The sequence below is a fragment of the Empedobacter sp. GD03861 genome (genome assembly GCF_029840885.1).
Classification (GTDB): Bacteria; Bacteroidota; Bacteroidia; order Flavobacteriales; family Weeksellaceae; genus Empedobacter; species Empedobacter falsenii_B.
Genome location: NZ_JAOCDJ010000006.1, coordinates 127,582 through 144,801, shown reverse-complemented (window position 1 = coordinate 144,801; position 17,220 = coordinate 127,582). Strand labels below are relative to the sequence as shown.

Annotated in this window: 14 protein-coding genes; 13 read left to right on the top strand and 1 reads right to left on the bottom strand. The window is 34.1% G+C overall.

Going from position 1 to position 17,220, the window contains the following annotated elements; all coding sequences use genetic code 11:
• The first annotated feature begins 6 nt into the window (after positions 1–6).
• The 13 genes from N5D03_RS05370 to N5D03_RS05310 all read left to right on the top strand — a co-directional run bounded on the left by N5D03_RS05370 (position 7) and on the right by N5D03_RS05310 (position 15,484).
• A complete protein-coding gene (locus tag N5D03_RS05370) occupies positions 7–366 on the top strand; it encodes an FtsL-like putative cell division protein (RefSeq protein ID WP_052217625.1) in 360 nt (119 codons plus the stop codon).
• Positions 344–2,326, top strand: coding sequence for a penicillin-binding protein (locus N5D03_RS05365; protein WP_280051103.1), 1,983 nt, complete (start codon positions 344–346; stop codon positions 2,324–2,326). The genes N5D03_RS05370 and N5D03_RS05365 overlap by 23 nt, the downstream gene beginning before the upstream one ends.
• Complete coding sequence (locus N5D03_RS05360) at positions 2,323–3,786, top strand: UDP-N-acetylmuramoyl-L-alanyl-D-glutamate--2,6-diaminopimelate ligase (protein WP_280051102.1); 1,464 nt, start codon at positions 2,323–2,325, stop codon at positions 3,784–3,786. The genes N5D03_RS05365 and N5D03_RS05360 overlap by 4 nt, the downstream gene beginning before the upstream one ends.
• Before the next feature lie 3 nt (positions 3,787–3,789).
• Positions 3,790–5,031 carry a phospho-N-acetylmuramoyl-pentapeptide-transferase gene (gene mraY, locus N5D03_RS05355; RefSeq protein WP_125349644.1) on the top strand — a complete coding sequence of 414 codons (1,242 nt, stop codon included), beginning with the start codon at positions 3,790–3,792 and terminating at the stop codon, positions 5,029–5,031.
• A gap of 3 nt (positions 5,032–5,034) precedes the next feature.
• Positions 5,035–6,369 (top strand): UDP-N-acetylmuramoyl-L-alanine--D-glutamate ligase, encoded by a 1,335-nt coding sequence (murD, locus tag N5D03_RS05350; protein WP_280051101.1) that lies wholly within the window; start codon positions 5,035–5,037, stop codon positions 6,367–6,369.
• 15 nt (positions 6,370–6,384) lie between these two features.
• Positions 6,385–7,584 (top strand): FtsW/RodA/SpoVE family cell cycle protein, encoded by a 1,200-nt coding sequence (locus tag N5D03_RS05345; RefSeq protein ID WP_115001740.1) that lies wholly within the window; start codon positions 6,385–6,387, stop codon positions 7,582–7,584.
• Positions 7,556–8,662, top strand: a complete 1,107-nt coding sequence (murG, locus tag N5D03_RS05340; protein ID WP_280051100.1) for an undecaprenyldiphospho-muramoylpentapeptide beta-N-acetylglucosaminyltransferase — start codon at positions 7,556–7,558, stop codon at positions 8,660–8,662. Before N5D03_RS05345 ends, murG begins: the two co-directional genes overlap by 29 nt.
• Positions 8,662–10,002 carry a UDP-N-acetylmuramate--L-alanine ligase gene (gene murC, locus N5D03_RS05335; protein WP_125349641.1) on the top strand — a complete coding sequence of 447 codons (1,341 nt, stop codon included), beginning with the start codon at positions 8,662–8,664 and terminating at the stop codon, positions 10,000–10,002. The genes murG and murC overlap by 1 nt, the downstream gene beginning before the upstream one ends.
• 1 nt (position 10,003) lies before the next feature.
• Entirely contained in the window at positions 10,004–10,735 is a 732-nt protein-coding gene (locus N5D03_RS05330) for a cell division protein FtsQ/DivIB (protein ID WP_236688178.1), read from the top strand.
• Positions 10,722–12,176 carry a cell division protein FtsA gene (ftsA, locus tag N5D03_RS05325; protein WP_219034378.1) on the top strand — a complete coding sequence of 485 codons (1,455 nt, stop codon included), beginning with the start codon at positions 10,722–10,724 and terminating at the stop codon, positions 12,174–12,176. Before N5D03_RS05330 ends, ftsA begins: the two co-directional genes overlap by 14 nt.
• A gap of 55 nt (positions 12,177–12,231) precedes the next feature.
• Positions 12,232–14,076, top strand: coding sequence for a cell division protein FtsZ (gene ftsZ, locus N5D03_RS05320; protein ID WP_125349666.1), 1,845 nt, complete (start codon positions 12,232–12,234; stop codon positions 14,074–14,076).
• A 101-nt stretch (positions 14,077–14,177) separates the two neighbouring features.
• Positions 14,178–14,630, top strand: a complete 453-nt coding sequence (locus N5D03_RS05315; RefSeq protein WP_125349638.1) for a GatB/YqeY domain-containing protein — start codon at positions 14,178–14,180, stop codon at positions 14,628–14,630.
• Between the two features lie 323 nt (positions 14,631–14,953).
• Positions 14,954–15,484, top strand: a complete 531-nt coding sequence (locus N5D03_RS05310; protein WP_125349637.1) for a septal ring lytic transglycosylase RlpA family protein — start codon at positions 14,954–14,956, stop codon at positions 15,482–15,484.
• A 128-nt stretch (positions 15,485–15,612) separates the two neighbouring features.
• Here the strand turns inward: N5D03_RS05310 and mqo are convergent, their stop codons facing one another.
• Positions 15,613–17,088 (bottom strand): malate dehydrogenase (quinone), encoded by a 1,476-nt coding sequence (gene mqo, locus N5D03_RS05305; protein ID WP_280051098.1) that lies wholly within the window; start codon positions 17,086–17,088, stop codon positions 15,613–15,615.
• Between the last annotated feature and the right edge of the window lie 132 nt (positions 17,089–17,220).

Below are 17,220 nucleotides of genomic sequence, written 5' to 3'. Positions count from 1 at the left end.
ATAGGAATGGCAAAAAAGAAAAAAATATTACCAGAGAAAAAAACTTTTACAGGTTTGTTGAGAGGTGAGTTTTTAATCAAAACTGGCTCAGAACAAAACTGGAAGTTCATGTTGTATCTGGTAGGTTTGGCTTTTTTGAGTATTTCGAGTTCGCATTTAGTTGATCGTAAAGTGGTTCGAATCGCTGAATTACAAGATAAAGTAGAAGATTTAAAATCTCAATATACAGATAAGCATCGCGATTTGATGCGTATGCAATTAGAAACGGAAATTTTGGAGCGTACAGCAGTGTATGGTTTGAAAATTCCAGATAAACAACCTTATTATATAGTAGACAAAGTTTATGACGAAGTCAGCGAAAAATAAAAACAATATTGTCATCAAAGGATGGGTATTTGCCGGCGCACTTGCGATTTGGGCCATCTTTATTGTTGTTTTTATGTTTCGAATTAATATTGTAGAAGGGGTTGAATTAGAGCGTTTTGCTGAAAAGAATAATTTTAGATTAGATACCGTTACGGCGGAGCGTGGTAATTTATATGCTTCTAATGGTGCATTAATGGCTACAACTGTTACAAAACACAATGTTTATGTGGATTTGACGGTGATCAAAGATGAATTATTTAAAACAGAAATGCACAATCTTGCCGATTCTTTAGGTAAGATGTTTACAAAATCACCTTCTTATTTTTACGACAAATTTTCGACAGAACGTAAAAAGAAGAATCGCTACATGATGTTAGTAAAAGATTTGGATTATGAGCAATATCAACGCATCAAAAAATTTCCAATCTTCAACAAAGGTCAAAACAAAGGTGGATTTATTCATGAAACTGAGTCAAAACGAGAATTAATTGTTCAAGACATTGGTGTTCGTACAATTGGTTACGATGATCAACGCGGAAAAGTTGGGTTAGAAGGAGCTTATTCTGACTTATTAAGCGGTATTGAAGGTCGTCGTTGGGAGCAATTTATGGGACGTGGAAAATGGAAACCAATGAAAAGTTGGGAGCAAGAGCCCCAAGCGGGTTCATCAGTTTACACAACAATAGATGCCGATTTACAAATGGTTGCTTATGATGCTTTGTACAAACAACTTTCTGAATTTGAAGCGCAACACGGAAGTGTTGTTGTGATGGAAGTTCAGACAGGGAAAGTTCGTGCAATTGTGAATTTATCTCGCAAAAAAGACGGAACATATATCGACGATTATAACTATGCGGTTGGTGAAGCTGCAGAGCCAGGATCTACTTTCAAAACGGTTTCGTTGCTAGCTGCAATGGATGATGGTTTTATCAATAAAAATTCGACAGTAGAAACGGGAGGTGGAAGTTATAAATTCTATGGTCGTACGATTACAGATACACACGGTTATGGAACATTGACTGTAGATGGCGTGATGAAAAAATCGTCTAACATTGGTACAGCTAAAATTATAAATAAATATTACGGAGAAAACCCGAAAGCTTTCTTCAAAAAAATGGATAAATGGCATATGACTTCGCCTCTTGGAGTAGATATTCTTGGAGAAGGAAGTCCAATTATGCACCGTCCAGATAGTAAATCTTGGAGTAATATTACGTTGCCTGTAATGGGTTATGGGTATGGTTTACAGTTAACTCCAATTCAAATTGTGACTTTCTACAACGCAGTGGCAAATAATGGTAAAATGTTGAAGCCATTATTTATGGATAAAATCACGCGTAAAGGTGAACCTGATAAAGTTTTCGAGCCTGTTGTTTTAGTGGATCAACTAACTTCTTTGGAAAATGTAAAACAGATGCAAGAAATGCTTCGTGGTGCAGTAGAACAAGGAACGGGACGTATTATTAGTAATAGTAATTACGATATTGCTGGTAAAACTGGTACTGCTCGTGTTGATTATTGGAAGCGAGATGGTAAAGGAATGCAATATCGTGCTTCATTTGCAGGATATTTTCCAGCAGAAAAACCAAAGTATTCTTGTATCGTAGTTGTGCACAAACCAAATACAGCCAAAGGGTTTTATGGAGGTAGTGTAACAGCTCCGGTTTTTAAGAAAATTGCCGATTGGGTATATTCAAAAACTCCCATACCTTTGCCACGCGATTTAGTAAAAAAGAACGCGGTGAAAGAGTTTAAAAAAGGAGATGATATTAATGTTAGTAATTCTAAAAATATAGTACCAAATGTGACTGGTCATACAGGGTCTAAAGCAATTCCGGTATTAGAAAATTTAGGATTAGATGTACAATATTCAGGGTTTGGAAAAGTAACAAATCAATCCATTCCTGCGGGAACAAGATTTAAGAAGGGTGAGACAATTTATTTAATGTTGGAAGGATGAGAAATTTAGTTGATTTATTATATAAAGTTTCCATCTCAGAAACGATTGGTTCAACAAAAGTTGAAGTCAATAATATTCAATTTGATTCAAGAAAAGTATCAAACGATGATGTTTTTGTCGCTGTAAATGGAGTTACAGTTGACGGTCATCAGTATATAGAAAAAGCGATTGGTTTAGGTGCTAAAGCAATTGTTTGCGAAGTTTTGCCAGAAAATTTAATTGATGGAGTAACGTATGTGAAAGTTGAAAATTCAACGATTGCATTAGGAATTTTAGCTTCTAATTTTTATGGAAATCCAACAAAAGATTTAAAACTTGTTGGAGTTACAGGTACGAATGGAAAAACAACAACGACAACTTTGTTGTACGAATTGTTTACAAAATTAGGTTATGCTTGTGCATTAATTTCGACGATTAAAATTGTGATTGATGGTGAAGTGATTCCGTCTACGCATACAACGCCAGATATTTTGACATTGAACAAAATGTTTCGTGAAGCGGTAGATAGAGGATGCGAATTTGCTTTTATGGAAGTTTCTTCGCACGGAATTCATCAAAATAGAATTGCTGGTTTGCATTTTGAAGTGGCTGGATTTACGAATATCACACACGATCATTTAGATTATCACAAAACGTTTGCAAATTATCTTGCAGCAAAAAAGAAATTCTTCGACGATTTGCCAAAAACGTCTACAGCAATTTCGAATGCAGATGATAAAAACGGAAAAGTAATGCTTCAGAATACAGTTGCTACGAAAAAATTGTATGCGCTAAAAACTGATGCAGATTTTAAAGGGAAAATTATTGAACACCAATTTGATGGAATGCAATTAGAATTCAACGGAAAAGAATTCTGGACATCATTAATTGGTCAATTCAATGCATATAATTTATTATTAGTTTTTGGTGTAGCGTCAATTTTAGGACAAGATGAGTTAGAAGTTCTAAAAGCATTGAGCACACTAGGAAATGTTGATGGTCGTTTTCAAACATTCAAAACGGAGTCAGGAATTATCGTAATTGTAGATTATGCACATACACCTGATGCATTAGAAAATGTTTTGGATACAATAGAAGGGATTCGTACCAAAAACGAAAAACTAATAACAGTTGTAGGCTGTGGTGGAGATCGCGATAAAACAAAACGTCCAGAAATGGCCGATATCGCGAGCGAAAAATCTAATCTTGCCATTTTTACATCAGATAATCCAAGAACCGAAGATGCAGAAGAAATTCTTCGCGAAATGGAAGTTGGTGTAAAAGCGCAATTTTATAATCGCACCTTGAAGATTACAGATCGAAAAGAAGCTATAAAAACAGCACTTAAAATGTCCGAACCAAAAGATATTATTTTGATTGCGGGAAAAGGTCACGAGACGTATCAAGAAATTAACGGAGTAAGAACACATTTTTCTGATGTAGAAGTTGCATCAGAATTGAGTAAAATATTGAACAAATAAAGAATGTTATACTATTTATTTGATTATTTAGAAGGTATCCATTTTCCAGGAGCGCGTATGTTTCAATACACGTCTTTCCGCGCGGGAATGGCAATTTTATTGGCAATGTTCATCAGTTTGTTTTACGGAAAACGAATCATCAGTTATTTACGTAAAGAACAAATGGGCGAAATTGTTCGTGATTTAGGTTTAAAAGGACAAATCGAAAAAGCAGGAACGCCAACAATGGGTGGTTTAATCATCATTTTGGCGACATTAATTCCGACTTTACTTTTTGCGAGATTAGATAATATTTACATTATTATTTTGTTGGTTTCAACAATTTGGTTAGGTGTGATTGGTTTTTTAGACGATTACATCAAAGTTTTTAGAAAAAACAAAGAAGGTTTACAAGGTAAATTTAAAATTTTAGGACAAGTTGGTCTTGGAGTTGTAGTTGGATTAATGCTTTATTTCAGTCCAACAGTTACTGTAAAACATCAAGAAAATAGAGTAAAAACGCCTGTAGGAACAGAACAAACAGAATACAGCCGACAAATAAAATTTGGTCCAGAAGAAAAAACGTTGGAAACAACAATGCCTTTCGTGAAAGGAAATGAATTTAACTATTCTGATATTTTATTTTGGATGGATGCGCAAGATCGACCAACATGGGCGGTTGCAGCGATTTTTATTTTTGCGGTAATTTTTATCATTACAGCAGTTTCGAATGGAGCAAATTTAACAGATGGAATCGATGGTTTAGCAGCTGGTAGTTCGGCTGTGATTATGGCAGCAATATCAATGTTTGTTTTCGTTTCCGGAAACTTAATGTTTGCCGATTATCTGAACATTATGTTTATTCCGCGTTCAGAAGAAGTCTTGATTTTCTGTGGAGCTTTCCTTGGAGGTTTGATCGGATTTATTTGGTATAATACCTATCCAGCTCAAGTATTTATGGGTGATACAGGAAGTTTAACAATCGGAGGAATTATTGCTGTTTTAGCAATTATCGTTCGTAAAGAATTATTACTACCAATTTTGTGCGGAATATTTTTCGCAGAAAGTTTATCAGTAATGTTACAGGTGTCTTATTTCAAGTACACGAAAAAGAAATTTGGTGAAGGTCGTAGAATCTTTTTGATGTCTCCTCTACATCACCATTTTCAGAAGTTAGGTTATCACGAAAGTAAAATTGTGGTGCGTGCAATTATCATCGGAATCATTTTAGCGGTAATTAGTATTATTACCTTAAAGATTAGATAAAAAATGAAAAGATTAGTCGTTTTAGGAGGAGGAGAAAGTGGCGTAGGAACAGCTATTCTTGCGAAGAAAGAAAACTTTGATGTTTTTCTTTCGGACATGGGACAAATAAAAGACAAGTATAAACAACTTTTGGAGGAGCACGGAATTGCTTATGAAGAAGGTCAGCACACAGAAGAATTAATTCTGAATGCCGATGAAGTAATGAAAAGTCCAGGTATTCCAAAAAAAGCAGCGCTAATTCAGAAATTAGAAGAAAAAGGAATTTCAATTATTTCTGAAATTGAATTTGCGTCTCGTTACACAGATGCAAAAATTATTGCGATTACAGGATCTAATGGAAAAACAACAACGACAAGTTTGATGTTCCATATCCTAAAGCAAGCTGGATTAAATGTAGGATTAGGTGGTAACATCGGAAAAAGTTTTGCAAAATCTGTAGCAGAAGACAACTTCGATTATTATGTGTTAGAAGTAAGTAGTTTTCAGTTAGATGATATCAAAACAGATTTCAAACCGTATGTTGCAATTTTACTGAACATTACACCAGATCATTTAGACCAATACAATTATCAGTTTGATTTGTATGCAAAGGCTAAATTCAGAATTACTGAAAACCAAGATGAAAACGATTATTTTATCTACAATTTGGATGATCCAAAAACAATGGAGATGATTGATCAGATTGATATTCGAGCTCATCGCAAACCGTTCACAATGATGGATGCAACAAATGAAGCATACGCAAACAATGAATTGTTCCGTGTGAACGATTCGAATGGTGATTTTACAATGTTAGTGAATGATTTAGGATTAATTGGTAAACACAATGTTTCTAATTCATTGGCTGCGGCTGTAGCTGCAAAAATTATTGATATCAATAATGAGGAACTAAAAAAGAGTTTGTCTGATTTTAAATCGGTTGAACATCGTTTAGAGCCTGTTTTGACAATTGGAGGAATAGATTTTATCAACGATTCTAAAGCAACAAATGTGAATGCAACATATTTTGCTTTGGAAAGTATGACGAAACCAGTTGTTTGGATTGTTGGAGGAACTGATAAAGGAAACGATTACAACGAAGTTTTACCTTTCGTGAAAAAGAAAGTGAAAGCAATTGTTTGTTTAGGTGTTGATAACGCAAAAATTGTTGATTTTTTCAGTCCATATATCGATACAATTGTTGAAACAAATACAATGAAAGATTGTGTAGAACAATCATATAAATTAGCAACAAAAGGAGAAACGGTTCTTCTGTCACCAGCTTGTGCAAGTTTCGATTTGTTCAAAGGTTACGAAGATCGTGGAGATCAATTTAAAGAAAACGTACGCAAATTATAATAACATAACCAACCAATGTCTAACATCGTACAAAAATATTTTAAAGGCGATAAACCGCTTTGGGCTTTCATTTTATTGTTAGCACTATTTTCGTTCTTACCTGTTTATTCTGCAAGTTCTAACTTGGTGTATACGGTAGGATCGGGAACTATTTTTGGGCATTTAGGTAAGCACGCTGTGATTTTATTAATTGGTTTATTTATCATTTATGGATTACAACGTATTGATTATCGTTGGTTTGGTTTGTTTGCTTTAACAGCGGTTGTTATACTTTCTGGAGTTTTGGCAATAACACTCGTACAAGGACAAACCATTGGAGGTGCAAATGCTGCGCGTTGGTTAACTATTCCAGGGACTGGAATTGGTATTCAGCCTTCGATGATTGCTTCGCAAGCGTTGTTGATTTATATAGCTCGTTATTTAACAAAAAATAGAGACAAAGAATATACATGGAAAAATACAGCAGTTCCATTATTCTTACCAATTATTGTAATTGTAGGATTAATCTTTCCTTCTAATGGTTCAACAGCGTTGATGTTAGCTGGAATGTGCGGAATATTGTTGATTATTGGTGGATTTCCATTCAAATATTTATTTACAATTGCCGGGGTAGGTTTAGTACTTGGTGGCGGATTTGTGTGGATGGCTTTATCTCGACCAGATTTAGTAACAAATTCTCGTGTGCACACATGGATGTCACGTATCGAGAAATTTAATGACGATTCTGGATTAGAAAGTTATCAAGTTTTACACGCAAAAGCTGCAATTGCGAGAGGATTGAATGAAATGGCTGGACCAGGAAAAAGTGTTTTCAAACAAACTTTACCGCAGTCATCATCCGATTTTATCTTCGCGATTATTGTAGAAGAATATGGTGCAATTGGTGCAATTCTATTAATCGGAATTTTCCTTCTGATTTTAATACGGATTTGTATCATCGCATCTAAAATTCATACCGTTTTTGGTACGCTACTTGTATTTGCAGTGGGCTTACCAATTATTATACAAGCGATGGTAAACATGGCGGTAGCGGTTAATTTAATTCCTGTAACAGGGCAACCATTGCCAATGATTAGTTACGGAGGAACATCCATTTGGATGACATGTATTTCGTTCGGAATAATTTTGAGTGTAAGTACTCAGATTAAATCGCAAGAAGAATTAGAACAAGATAGAAAAGTATTAAGTGAAGAATACATCGAAGACATCGCCTAAAGTTTTAATAAGCGGCGGAGGAACAGGTGGACATATTTATCCAGCCATTGCAATTGCAGACGAAATAAAACGTCGTTTGCCAGATGCACAAATTTTGTTCGTTGGAGCAGAAGGAAGAATGGAAATGGAAAAAGTGCCAAAAGTTGGGTATGACATAAAAGGTTTACCAATTTCTGGATTTGAAAGAAGTAACATGAAAGCGAATTTAAAGTTCCCTTTCAAATTGATAAAAAGTTTAAATCTTGCAAAGAAAATCTACAAAGATTTTCAGCCAGATTTAGCTGTTGGTACAGGAGGTTATGCAAGTGGACCAATGTTGTGGGTAGCGGGAAGTAAAAATGTTCCGATTTTATTACAAGAACAGAATTCGTTTCCAGGAGTTACCAACAAAATTTTGAAAAATAAAGCTAGTGCTATTTGTACAGCTTACGAAGGAATTTCTCAGTTTCCGCAAGAAAAAGTGCATTACACAGGAAATCCTATTCGTGCCGAAATTTTTCAAAATTTACCTTCAAAAGCAGAAGCAATTTCAGCTTTTGGATTAGATCCAGAAAAACCAACTATTTTATCAGTTGGTGGTTCACAAGGATCAAGAGCAATGAACAATGCTTGGTTAGAAAACCTTGACGAATTTGTTGCAAGTGGTGTTCAGTTGATTTGGCAAACAGGAAAGTTAGATTATCAAAAAATCAAAAATTTGGTTGGCGATAAATATCCAACGATTCATGTAACCGAATTTATTTACAACATGAAAGATGCGTATGCAGCTTCGGATATGATTGTTTCTCGCGCAGGAGCAATGGCGATTTCTGAATTGTGTATTGTTGGTAAAGCAACTATTTTGCTTCCATTGCCAACAGCGGCAGAAGATCATCAAACCAAAAATGCACAAGCATTGGTTGAGAAAGATGCAGCGATTATGGTAAAAGATGTAGATGCAAAACAAATTTTAGTCAAAGAAGTAATTGCTTTGGCGAACAATGAAGAATTAAAAAATAAATTATCTCAAAACATTAAGCAATTAGGGAAACCGAATGCGACAAAAGAGATTGTAGATATATTATTGAATTTATTATAATGAATATTTTAGATAAAACATATTATTATTTCATCGGTGCAGGAGGAATCGGAATGAGTGCTTTGGAACGTTTCTTCAAGTCAATCGGAAAAGAAGTTGTAGGTTATGACAAAACACAAACCGAGTTAACAACTGAATTGATTGCTGAAGGAATTGATATTCATTTTGAAGATAACATCGAGTTAATTCCAGCAGGAATTAATCCAAAAAATACGTTGGTAATTTATACGCCAGCAGTACCAAAAGATCATTCAGAACTAAATTATTTTTTAGTGAATGATTTTAAAGTCATGAAGCGTTCAGAAGTGTTAGGTGAAATTACCAAACATACATACAATATTGGTGTTGCGGGAACACATGGAAAAACAACGACTTCATCTATTTTAGGACATATCCTAAAAGTTGCGAATGTAGAATGTACAGCTTTTTTAGGTGGTATTGCAGAAAATTACGATTCGAATATCATCTTAAATGGATCTAAATATACAGTTGCAGAAGCCGATGAGTTTGACCGTTCTTTCTTACGTCTTTCTCCAAAATTAGCGATTATCACAAGTGATGATGCAGATCATTTGGATATTTATGGTGAGCGTGATGAAGTGAAAAAATCGTTTCAAGAATTTGCGGCAATTGTGGAAGAAAAATTATTTGTTCACAAAGGTTTGCCTTTCGACGGAGCTTTTACGTATGGAGTAGATTTGGACGCAGATTATGATGGGCACAATGTAAGAATTATTGATGGACATTATGTATTTGATGTAAAAACACCAAACGGTTCATTGACAGATGTTGGAATTTTATTACCAGGACATCACAATATGGAAAATGCGGTTGCGGCTTTAGCTGTTGCAGATTACATGGGTGTTCCACATGATAAAATTAAAGAAGCTTTATCAACTTTTGTTGGAGTTAAAAGACGTTTTAATCGTTTCGAAGCAAATGGAAAAATTTACATCGACGATTATGCACATCATCCAACAGAATTGAATGCAGCAATTCGTTCAGTTCGTGAACTTTATCCGGGTAAAAAAGTGTTGGGAGTATTTCAGCCTCACTTATTTACACGTACAAGAGATTTCGCAGAAGAGTTTGGACAAAGTTTATCGCAGTTAGATAGTTTGATTTTATTAGACATTTATCCTGCCAGAGAGTTACCAATCGAAGGAATTACTTCAAATTGGTTGCTAGAAAAGGTGAATTTAAATGAAAAAATAGTATCTTCATTAGAAGATAGTTTAGCAAACATCAAAAAACAAGATTTTGATGTATTATTGACTGTTGGAGCAGGAAATATTGATACAATTGTTAAACCAATAAAAGAGTGGTTAAGTGAAGCGTAAATTGAAAATCATAAAAGTGATTTTTGGAGTTGCCTTGCTAATCGGTTTGATTAGTTTTACGGTAATTAAGAATGCTTCGCGTACTGTGAAAAAAATTGACGTGGCGTTTGTTCAGCCAGTTGATAATTATTTTATTAATGATGAATCGATAAGAGAAATTATCAACAAAGATGGAAAAGACATTCTGAAACAATCTCTACGAGAGGTGAATGTAAAAGAAATCGAACAAAAAGTAAGTGAGAGTCCTTTTGTGGATTCTGTACAAGTAAGTAAGGATATCAACGGACATTTACGACTTGACATAAAAGCAAACTCAGCAGTAGCAAGAATAAAGACGCTGAAAAATGAATTTTATTTGACAACAAAAGGCGGAAAAATGCCTTTATCTAAATTAAATTCAGCAGATGTAATCTTAGTTTCTGGTGATGTAAAACCGAATGAATATGAGGATTTGAGTAAATTTGTTCAAGCTTTGAAAGCAGACGATTTATTAAAAAATCACATCATAGCCATTCAAAAAGTGGGACAACGTTCTTTTAATTTAATTGTAAACACAGGAAACTATTATATAGAATTAGGAACTTTAAACAACTTTGAACAGAAGTTACATAATCTAAAATTATTCTATAATCAATACATTGATTTTATAGGAACTGAAGATTATGAAAAATTGAGCTTGAAATTTGTAAACCAAGTTGTAGCAACCAAACGAATAAAAAATGGAGAACAATAGTAAGATTGCAGTTGGCTTAGACATAGGGACTACAAAGATTGTAGCGCTTGTCGGACGAAAAAATGAAAACGGAAAAATTGAGATTCTTGGACACGGACAAGCAAAAAGCTTGGGTGTACACAGAGGTGTTGTAAATAATATTACTCAAACCATCAACTCGATAAAAGAAGCAATTGATAAGGCTGAAAGGTCATCTGGTGTCAAAATTACAGATGTTACTGTTGGTATTGCCGGACAACATATTCGTAGTTTACAACATAGCGATTACATTACTCGTACCAATTCAGAAGACGTGATTGATGATAATGATTTAAAGTTATTAACAAATCAAGTTTACAAATTGGTCATGTTACCTGGAGAAGAAATTATCCATGTTCTTCCTCAAGAATTTAAGGTTGATAACGAAGGTGAAATCCGCGAACCAATCGGAATGTACGGAAGTCGTTTAGAGGCTAATTTCCATGTGGTTGTAGGACAAGTATCATCTATCCGAAATATTGCACGTTGTGTAAAAGCTGCTGGTTTACGTTTGGCAAGTATTACTTTAGAACCAATTGCATCGTCTAGTGCTGCGCTTAGCGAAGAAGAAAAAGAAGCTGGTGTTGCATTGATTGATATAGGTGGTGGAACAACGGATATTGCAATTTTTAAGGATAATATTATTCGTCACACATCTGTTATTCCGTTTGGAGGAAATGTGATTACAGAAGACATTAAAGTTGGATGTTCTATTATTGGAAAGCAAGCCGAAGCTTTAAAAGAAAAATTTGGTTCTGCTTGGCCAGGAGAAAATAAAGAAACAGAAATTGTATCGATTCCTGGTTTAAAAGGACGCGAAGCAAAAGAAATATCATTAAAAAGATTGTCACAAATTATTCATGCACGTGTGCAGGAAATTTTGGAACAAGTATATTTGGAATTGAAAAACTACGGTTGCGAAGATCAAAACAAAAAATTGATTGCAGGAATCGTTTTAACAGGTGGTGGATCTAAATTGAAACACATTCGTCAGTTAACAGAATATGTAACAGGAATGGATGTAAGAATTGGATACTCTAACGAACATATTGTTGGTGCTAAAGCAGAAGAAATTAGTGGTCCAGAATATGCAACATCTGTAGGTTTATTGATGAAAGGTTTAGAAGAATTAGCGGCGAATTATCAGCACGAAATTTATGAAAAACCAGTAATTAATAACTTAAATAACCAAGAAGAATTAGAAATTGGAATTCAACCAACTCAGCACAAAAAAACTGCAAAAGCAGAAGTTATAGTAGAGGAGGAATCGGTAATCCAAAAACCAAAAAGAGAAGAAATAGTTGACGAATTTTTGGATCAAGAAATTGGTGAAAAGAAAGAAGCTAAATCTAAACCAGAAAAGAAAAATTTCTTTTCGAAATGGACGGATAAATTTATCCAAATGATCAACGAAACTGAATAATAAGAATAAACTAGAATAAATTACGAACCAATTTAATAAGAAGAATATGAGTGATATGTTAACAGGAGATATTGTGTTCAACTTACCAAAGAGCCGATCTCAAGCTATCAAAGTAATCGGAGTAGGTGGTGGAGGTAGTAATGCCGTAAACTACATGTTTGAACAAGGAATTGCAGGTGTAGAATTTGTAATTTGTAATACGGACTCTCAAGCATTAGCAAATAGTCCAGTACCAACAAGAATTCAATTAGGACAAGCAATAACAGAAGGTTTAGGAGCTGGAGCAAATCCTGAGGTAGGAGAGCAATCTGCTATCGAAAGTATGGATGATGTAAAAGCTGTTTTAGACGAGGGTACTAAAATGGTATTTATTACTGCCGGAATGGGTGGTGGTACAGGAACCGGAGCAGCACCAGTAATTGCTGGTATTGCAAAAGAAATGGATATCTTAACAGTTGGGATTGTTACAGCGCCATTCTTTTTCGAAGGAAGAATGAGGTTGGAACAAGCCGAAAAAGGTATCGAAAAATTAAGACAAAACGTCGATTCATTAATTGTTATCAACAATGATAAATTACGTGAATTATACGGAAACTTAGGTTTCAAAAATGGTTTCTCGAAAGCTGATGAGGTTTTAACAACAGCAGCTAAAGGAATTGCAGAAGTTATTACTCAACACTATGCAATGAACATCGATTTACGTGATGCGCGTACAGTACTTAAAAATTCTGGTACAGCAATCATGGGATCTGCGCAAGGTTCTGGTGAAAACAAAGCGAAAGACGCAATTTCTTCTGCTTTAGATTCTCCATTGTTAAACAACAACAAAATTACAGGTGCACGTAACGTATTGTTATTGATTTTATCTGGTAATAACGAAATTACAATGGATGAAATCGGTATCATCAATGATTACATTCAACAAGAAGCTGGTAATAGTGCAAATATTATCATGGGTATTGGTGAAGACTTAGATTTAGGAGATTCTATCTCTGTAACTGTTGTAGCAACTGGTTTTCCTACAGAAGATCAGGCGTATACAGGAAAAGAGGAACAAAAAATTGTACATACATTAGAGGAAGAACAACCAATTAATAAAACGTTATCAGTTGAGCAACCTTTTGTGAATCGTGTAAAACCAATGACGTTAGATTTTGGTCGTTCTAATGCTTCTCAGCAAGCACCACAAACGCCTCAACAAAATCAAACGCCAGAGGCTCCTCAAAATAATTATCGTCAAGCAGATATTAACCAAAGTTTTCAACAACAAACTTATCACAATACGCCAGAAGAATCTTTCGAAGAAAATAATTCTCCAAAGCGTTATGTTTTAGATGATATTGATGATGAGCCAGTGCAAGAGAGACGTTCTTATGATGATTTCGAACCACGTTTGAAATCAGATTTTAATCGTCCGCAAGAACCAACGAATAATGTAAATAATAATCAAACATATAATTCATATTCTAATCCTGTAGCTTCAGAGCAGTCAAACTATCCTCAAAATAATTATGCTGGATATCAAGCTCCAAAGAACGAAGGATATGGAAATGTAGAGCCAGTTCAATCTAATGTAGCTCATTCTGTTGCTCCACAAGCTGAAGAATTACAAGTTGCTATAGATCCATTTAGTCAACCAATTGAGCAATCAAATGATCCTGAATTGAATAGTATGATTGAAGAAAGAAGAAATCGTTTGAAACAATTTAATTTTAAATTCAACAATACGATGACGAATTCTCAAGTAGACGAATACGAAGCAATTCCTGCTTACAAACGTCAAGGATTGAATTTATCTGATCGTAATGATAATCAATCTTCTGATTTTTCTGTCGGAACGAATCGTAACAACGAAACACAAATTCGTCCAAACAATTTTCTACACGATAACGTAGATTAACAAACGATCACTCGTAAAAAATATTCTTATTATAGAAAAGGTTCATTGCTTTTGCGATGAGCCTTTTTTTGTCTTAAATTTGTAGTCTAAAAGCAAAACAAATGAATTTAGAAACTCAAATAATGGCACAGTTAAAAGAAGCGATGAAAGCTAAAAATACTGTTGCTTTAGAAGCTTTAAGAGCTGTAAAATCTGAATTATTATTAGCAAAAACATCAGGTGCTAACGGAGAATTATCAGAAGATCAAGAAATTGCTTTATTACAAAAATTAGTAAAACAACGTAAAGAAGCTGCTGAACAATTCGAAGCAAATGGACGTGCTGAATTAGCTGAAAAAGAATTGGCACAAGCAGAAGTTATTCAACAATTTTTACCTGCTCAATTATCAGACGAAGAATTAACAGCTGCAATTACAGAAATTGTTGCAGAGGTTGGCGCTACTTCTCCAAAAGATATGGGAAAAGTAATGGGAGCTGCTTCATCTAAATTAGCTGGTAAAGCGGAAGGGAAATTAATTTCAGCTAAAGTAAAAGACATTTTAGCTAGTTTATAATTGATTTTTAAATCTTTAAAAATTAAGAAAAGGTAAAGTTTTATAAACTTTACCTTTTTTATTTCTTTATTAGATAAATTTCTTCAAATTATACAAAACTATTATTTATTGATAATCAATAGTATATCCGATTTAAATAAATAATTCCCAAAAAAATTAGGATTATAGTTTTATTTTAACATTAAATTAACAAATCGCTGTAAGCATCTAAATTCGCAAAGCACATGAGATTTTAGAATTAAAAATCAATTGATTAGAATAATTCTAAATAAGAAGCTGTTTATACCCTTAAATTTGCAAAGTAAATCAGAAAAATCTAAAGGATGACGAAAAGCATTACAGCGTTTATAGCAATGTTAATGATTTTTCCAATAGCAAATGCTGATGGTAAAATTTTTAAGGATTCTGGTAATAATGACACAATTATTATGCCAGCTTCTGAGAAAAGATTTAGTAACGATATTGATAATGATACCATCAAAAAAGATACATTATCAGTTGAAGATGAAAAGTTGGTTGGAGAACTTATCGAGAATAGTGCTCGAAAAATCTCGACAGGAGTTGTTTCTTGGTATGGAGACAAATTCCACGGACGCAAGACAGCTAGTGGTGAAACGTACGACAAACACGAACTAACGGCTGCCCATAAGTCTTTACCATTTGGTACGAAAGTAAAAGTTACGAATATCAGAAATGGTAAATCTGTGGTTGTAGAAATCAACGACAGAGGTCCATACGCTAAATCTAGAGTTTTAGACTTAAGTCAAGCTGCATTCAGCGAAATTGGTCACACCAACACAGGAGTGATGCAAGTTGAATACGAAATTATCAAAAGCGAAGACAAGAAAGACTAAGATGTTCAGAAAAAATTAAAAGGTTTGAGAATTTATTCTTAAACCTTTTTTTATGCTTTTAAGTTTCGTGCAAAAAAAATCCTGACAAATGAATATCAGGATTTATAATTATATGATGTAAGAAAATCTTAATCTAAAATTTTAAGCACTTTAGTTGTACGGGCTCTTGATGCTTCAACTAATTCAGCTTGTGCTAAATCTTCACCGTAAGAAGGGATCATTTCTTTGATTGCTTCGTTCCAGTTGTTTTTCATCAAGTCTGGGAAACATTGTTTCATTAAGTTCAACATTGCACTAACAGATGTAGATGCTCCTGGAGATGCTCCTAATAAAGCAGACATTGTTCCATCTTGAGATGTAACGATTTCTGTACCAAATTTCAAAACTCCTTTTCCGTCTTGTTTTTCGATTACTTGTACACGTTGTCCAGCAGTTTGTTCGAACCAATCGTCTAATTTCGCTTCTGGGAAATATTCTTGTAATTCTTCTACTTTTTTCGCTTTAGACAACATCACTTGTTCTACCAAGTATTTTGTTAAATCGATATTGTTTAAACCACAATTCATCAAAAATCCTACGTTTCCTAAGTTTACAGATTTGAATAAATCACAATTAGATCCGTATTTTAAGAATTTTGTTGAGAATGTTGCAAATGGTCCAAATAATAAAGATTGTTTTCCATCAATAACACGTGTATCTAAGTGAGGAACAGACATTGGTGGTGCACCAATTTTTGCTTTTCCATATACTTTTGCATGATGTTTTTTGATGACTTCTTCGTTTTGACAAATTAACCATTGTCCACCAACTGGGAAGCCACCAAATTTTTTCGATTCTGGAATTCCAGATTTTTGTAACAATAAAATTGCTCCTCCACCTGCACCAATAAATACGAAATCAGCATTAAGTGCTTTGTTATTTCCAGATTTTAAATCTTTTACTTTAACTGCCCATTTTCCGTTGCTAAGACGAGTTAAGTCTTTTACTTCGTGTTCAGTTTCTAACGTGATTTCTTTTTTGTCTTGTAAACCTTTGAAAATTTGACGCGTTAATTCACCAAAATTCACATCAGTTCCCAAGTTCATATGCGTTGCCGCAACTTTTTCATTACCTTTTCTACCGTCAACAATTAATGGAGCCCATTCTCTGATTTTAGAAACATCATCCGAATATTCCATATCCTTAAATAAAGGATGCTGAGATAATTTTTCGTAACGTTTTTTCAAGAAATTTACATCGTCATCGCCCCAAACAAAAGACATATGCGGAGTAGGACGTAAGAATTTTTCTGGAGAAGAAACGTAATTATTTTCGACTAAGTAAGACCAAAACTCTTTCGAAGTTTCAAATTGTTTTGCAATATTAATTGCTTTATCAATATTAACCACTCCATTTTTGTCCATTGGTGTATAATTCAATTCACAAAAAGCAGAGTGACCAGTACCTGCATTATTGAAAGCATCAGAGCTTTCAAATCCAATCTTATCTAATTTTTCGAAAACAGAAATCTTAATTGCCGGATTTATTTTTTTAAGAAGTATGCTTAAAGTAGCACTCATGATACCAGCACCAACTAACACTACCTCTTGAGGTTGTTTTTCCATTTCTCAAAAATATATTTACGTTGCAAAGGTATTAATAAATAGCCTTTTTTGCGAAATAATACGCAGAAAAAACAATGATTTTTTACATAAATTATTGTTTTGAGATAATTTGAATAGATTTTATTTTATAGA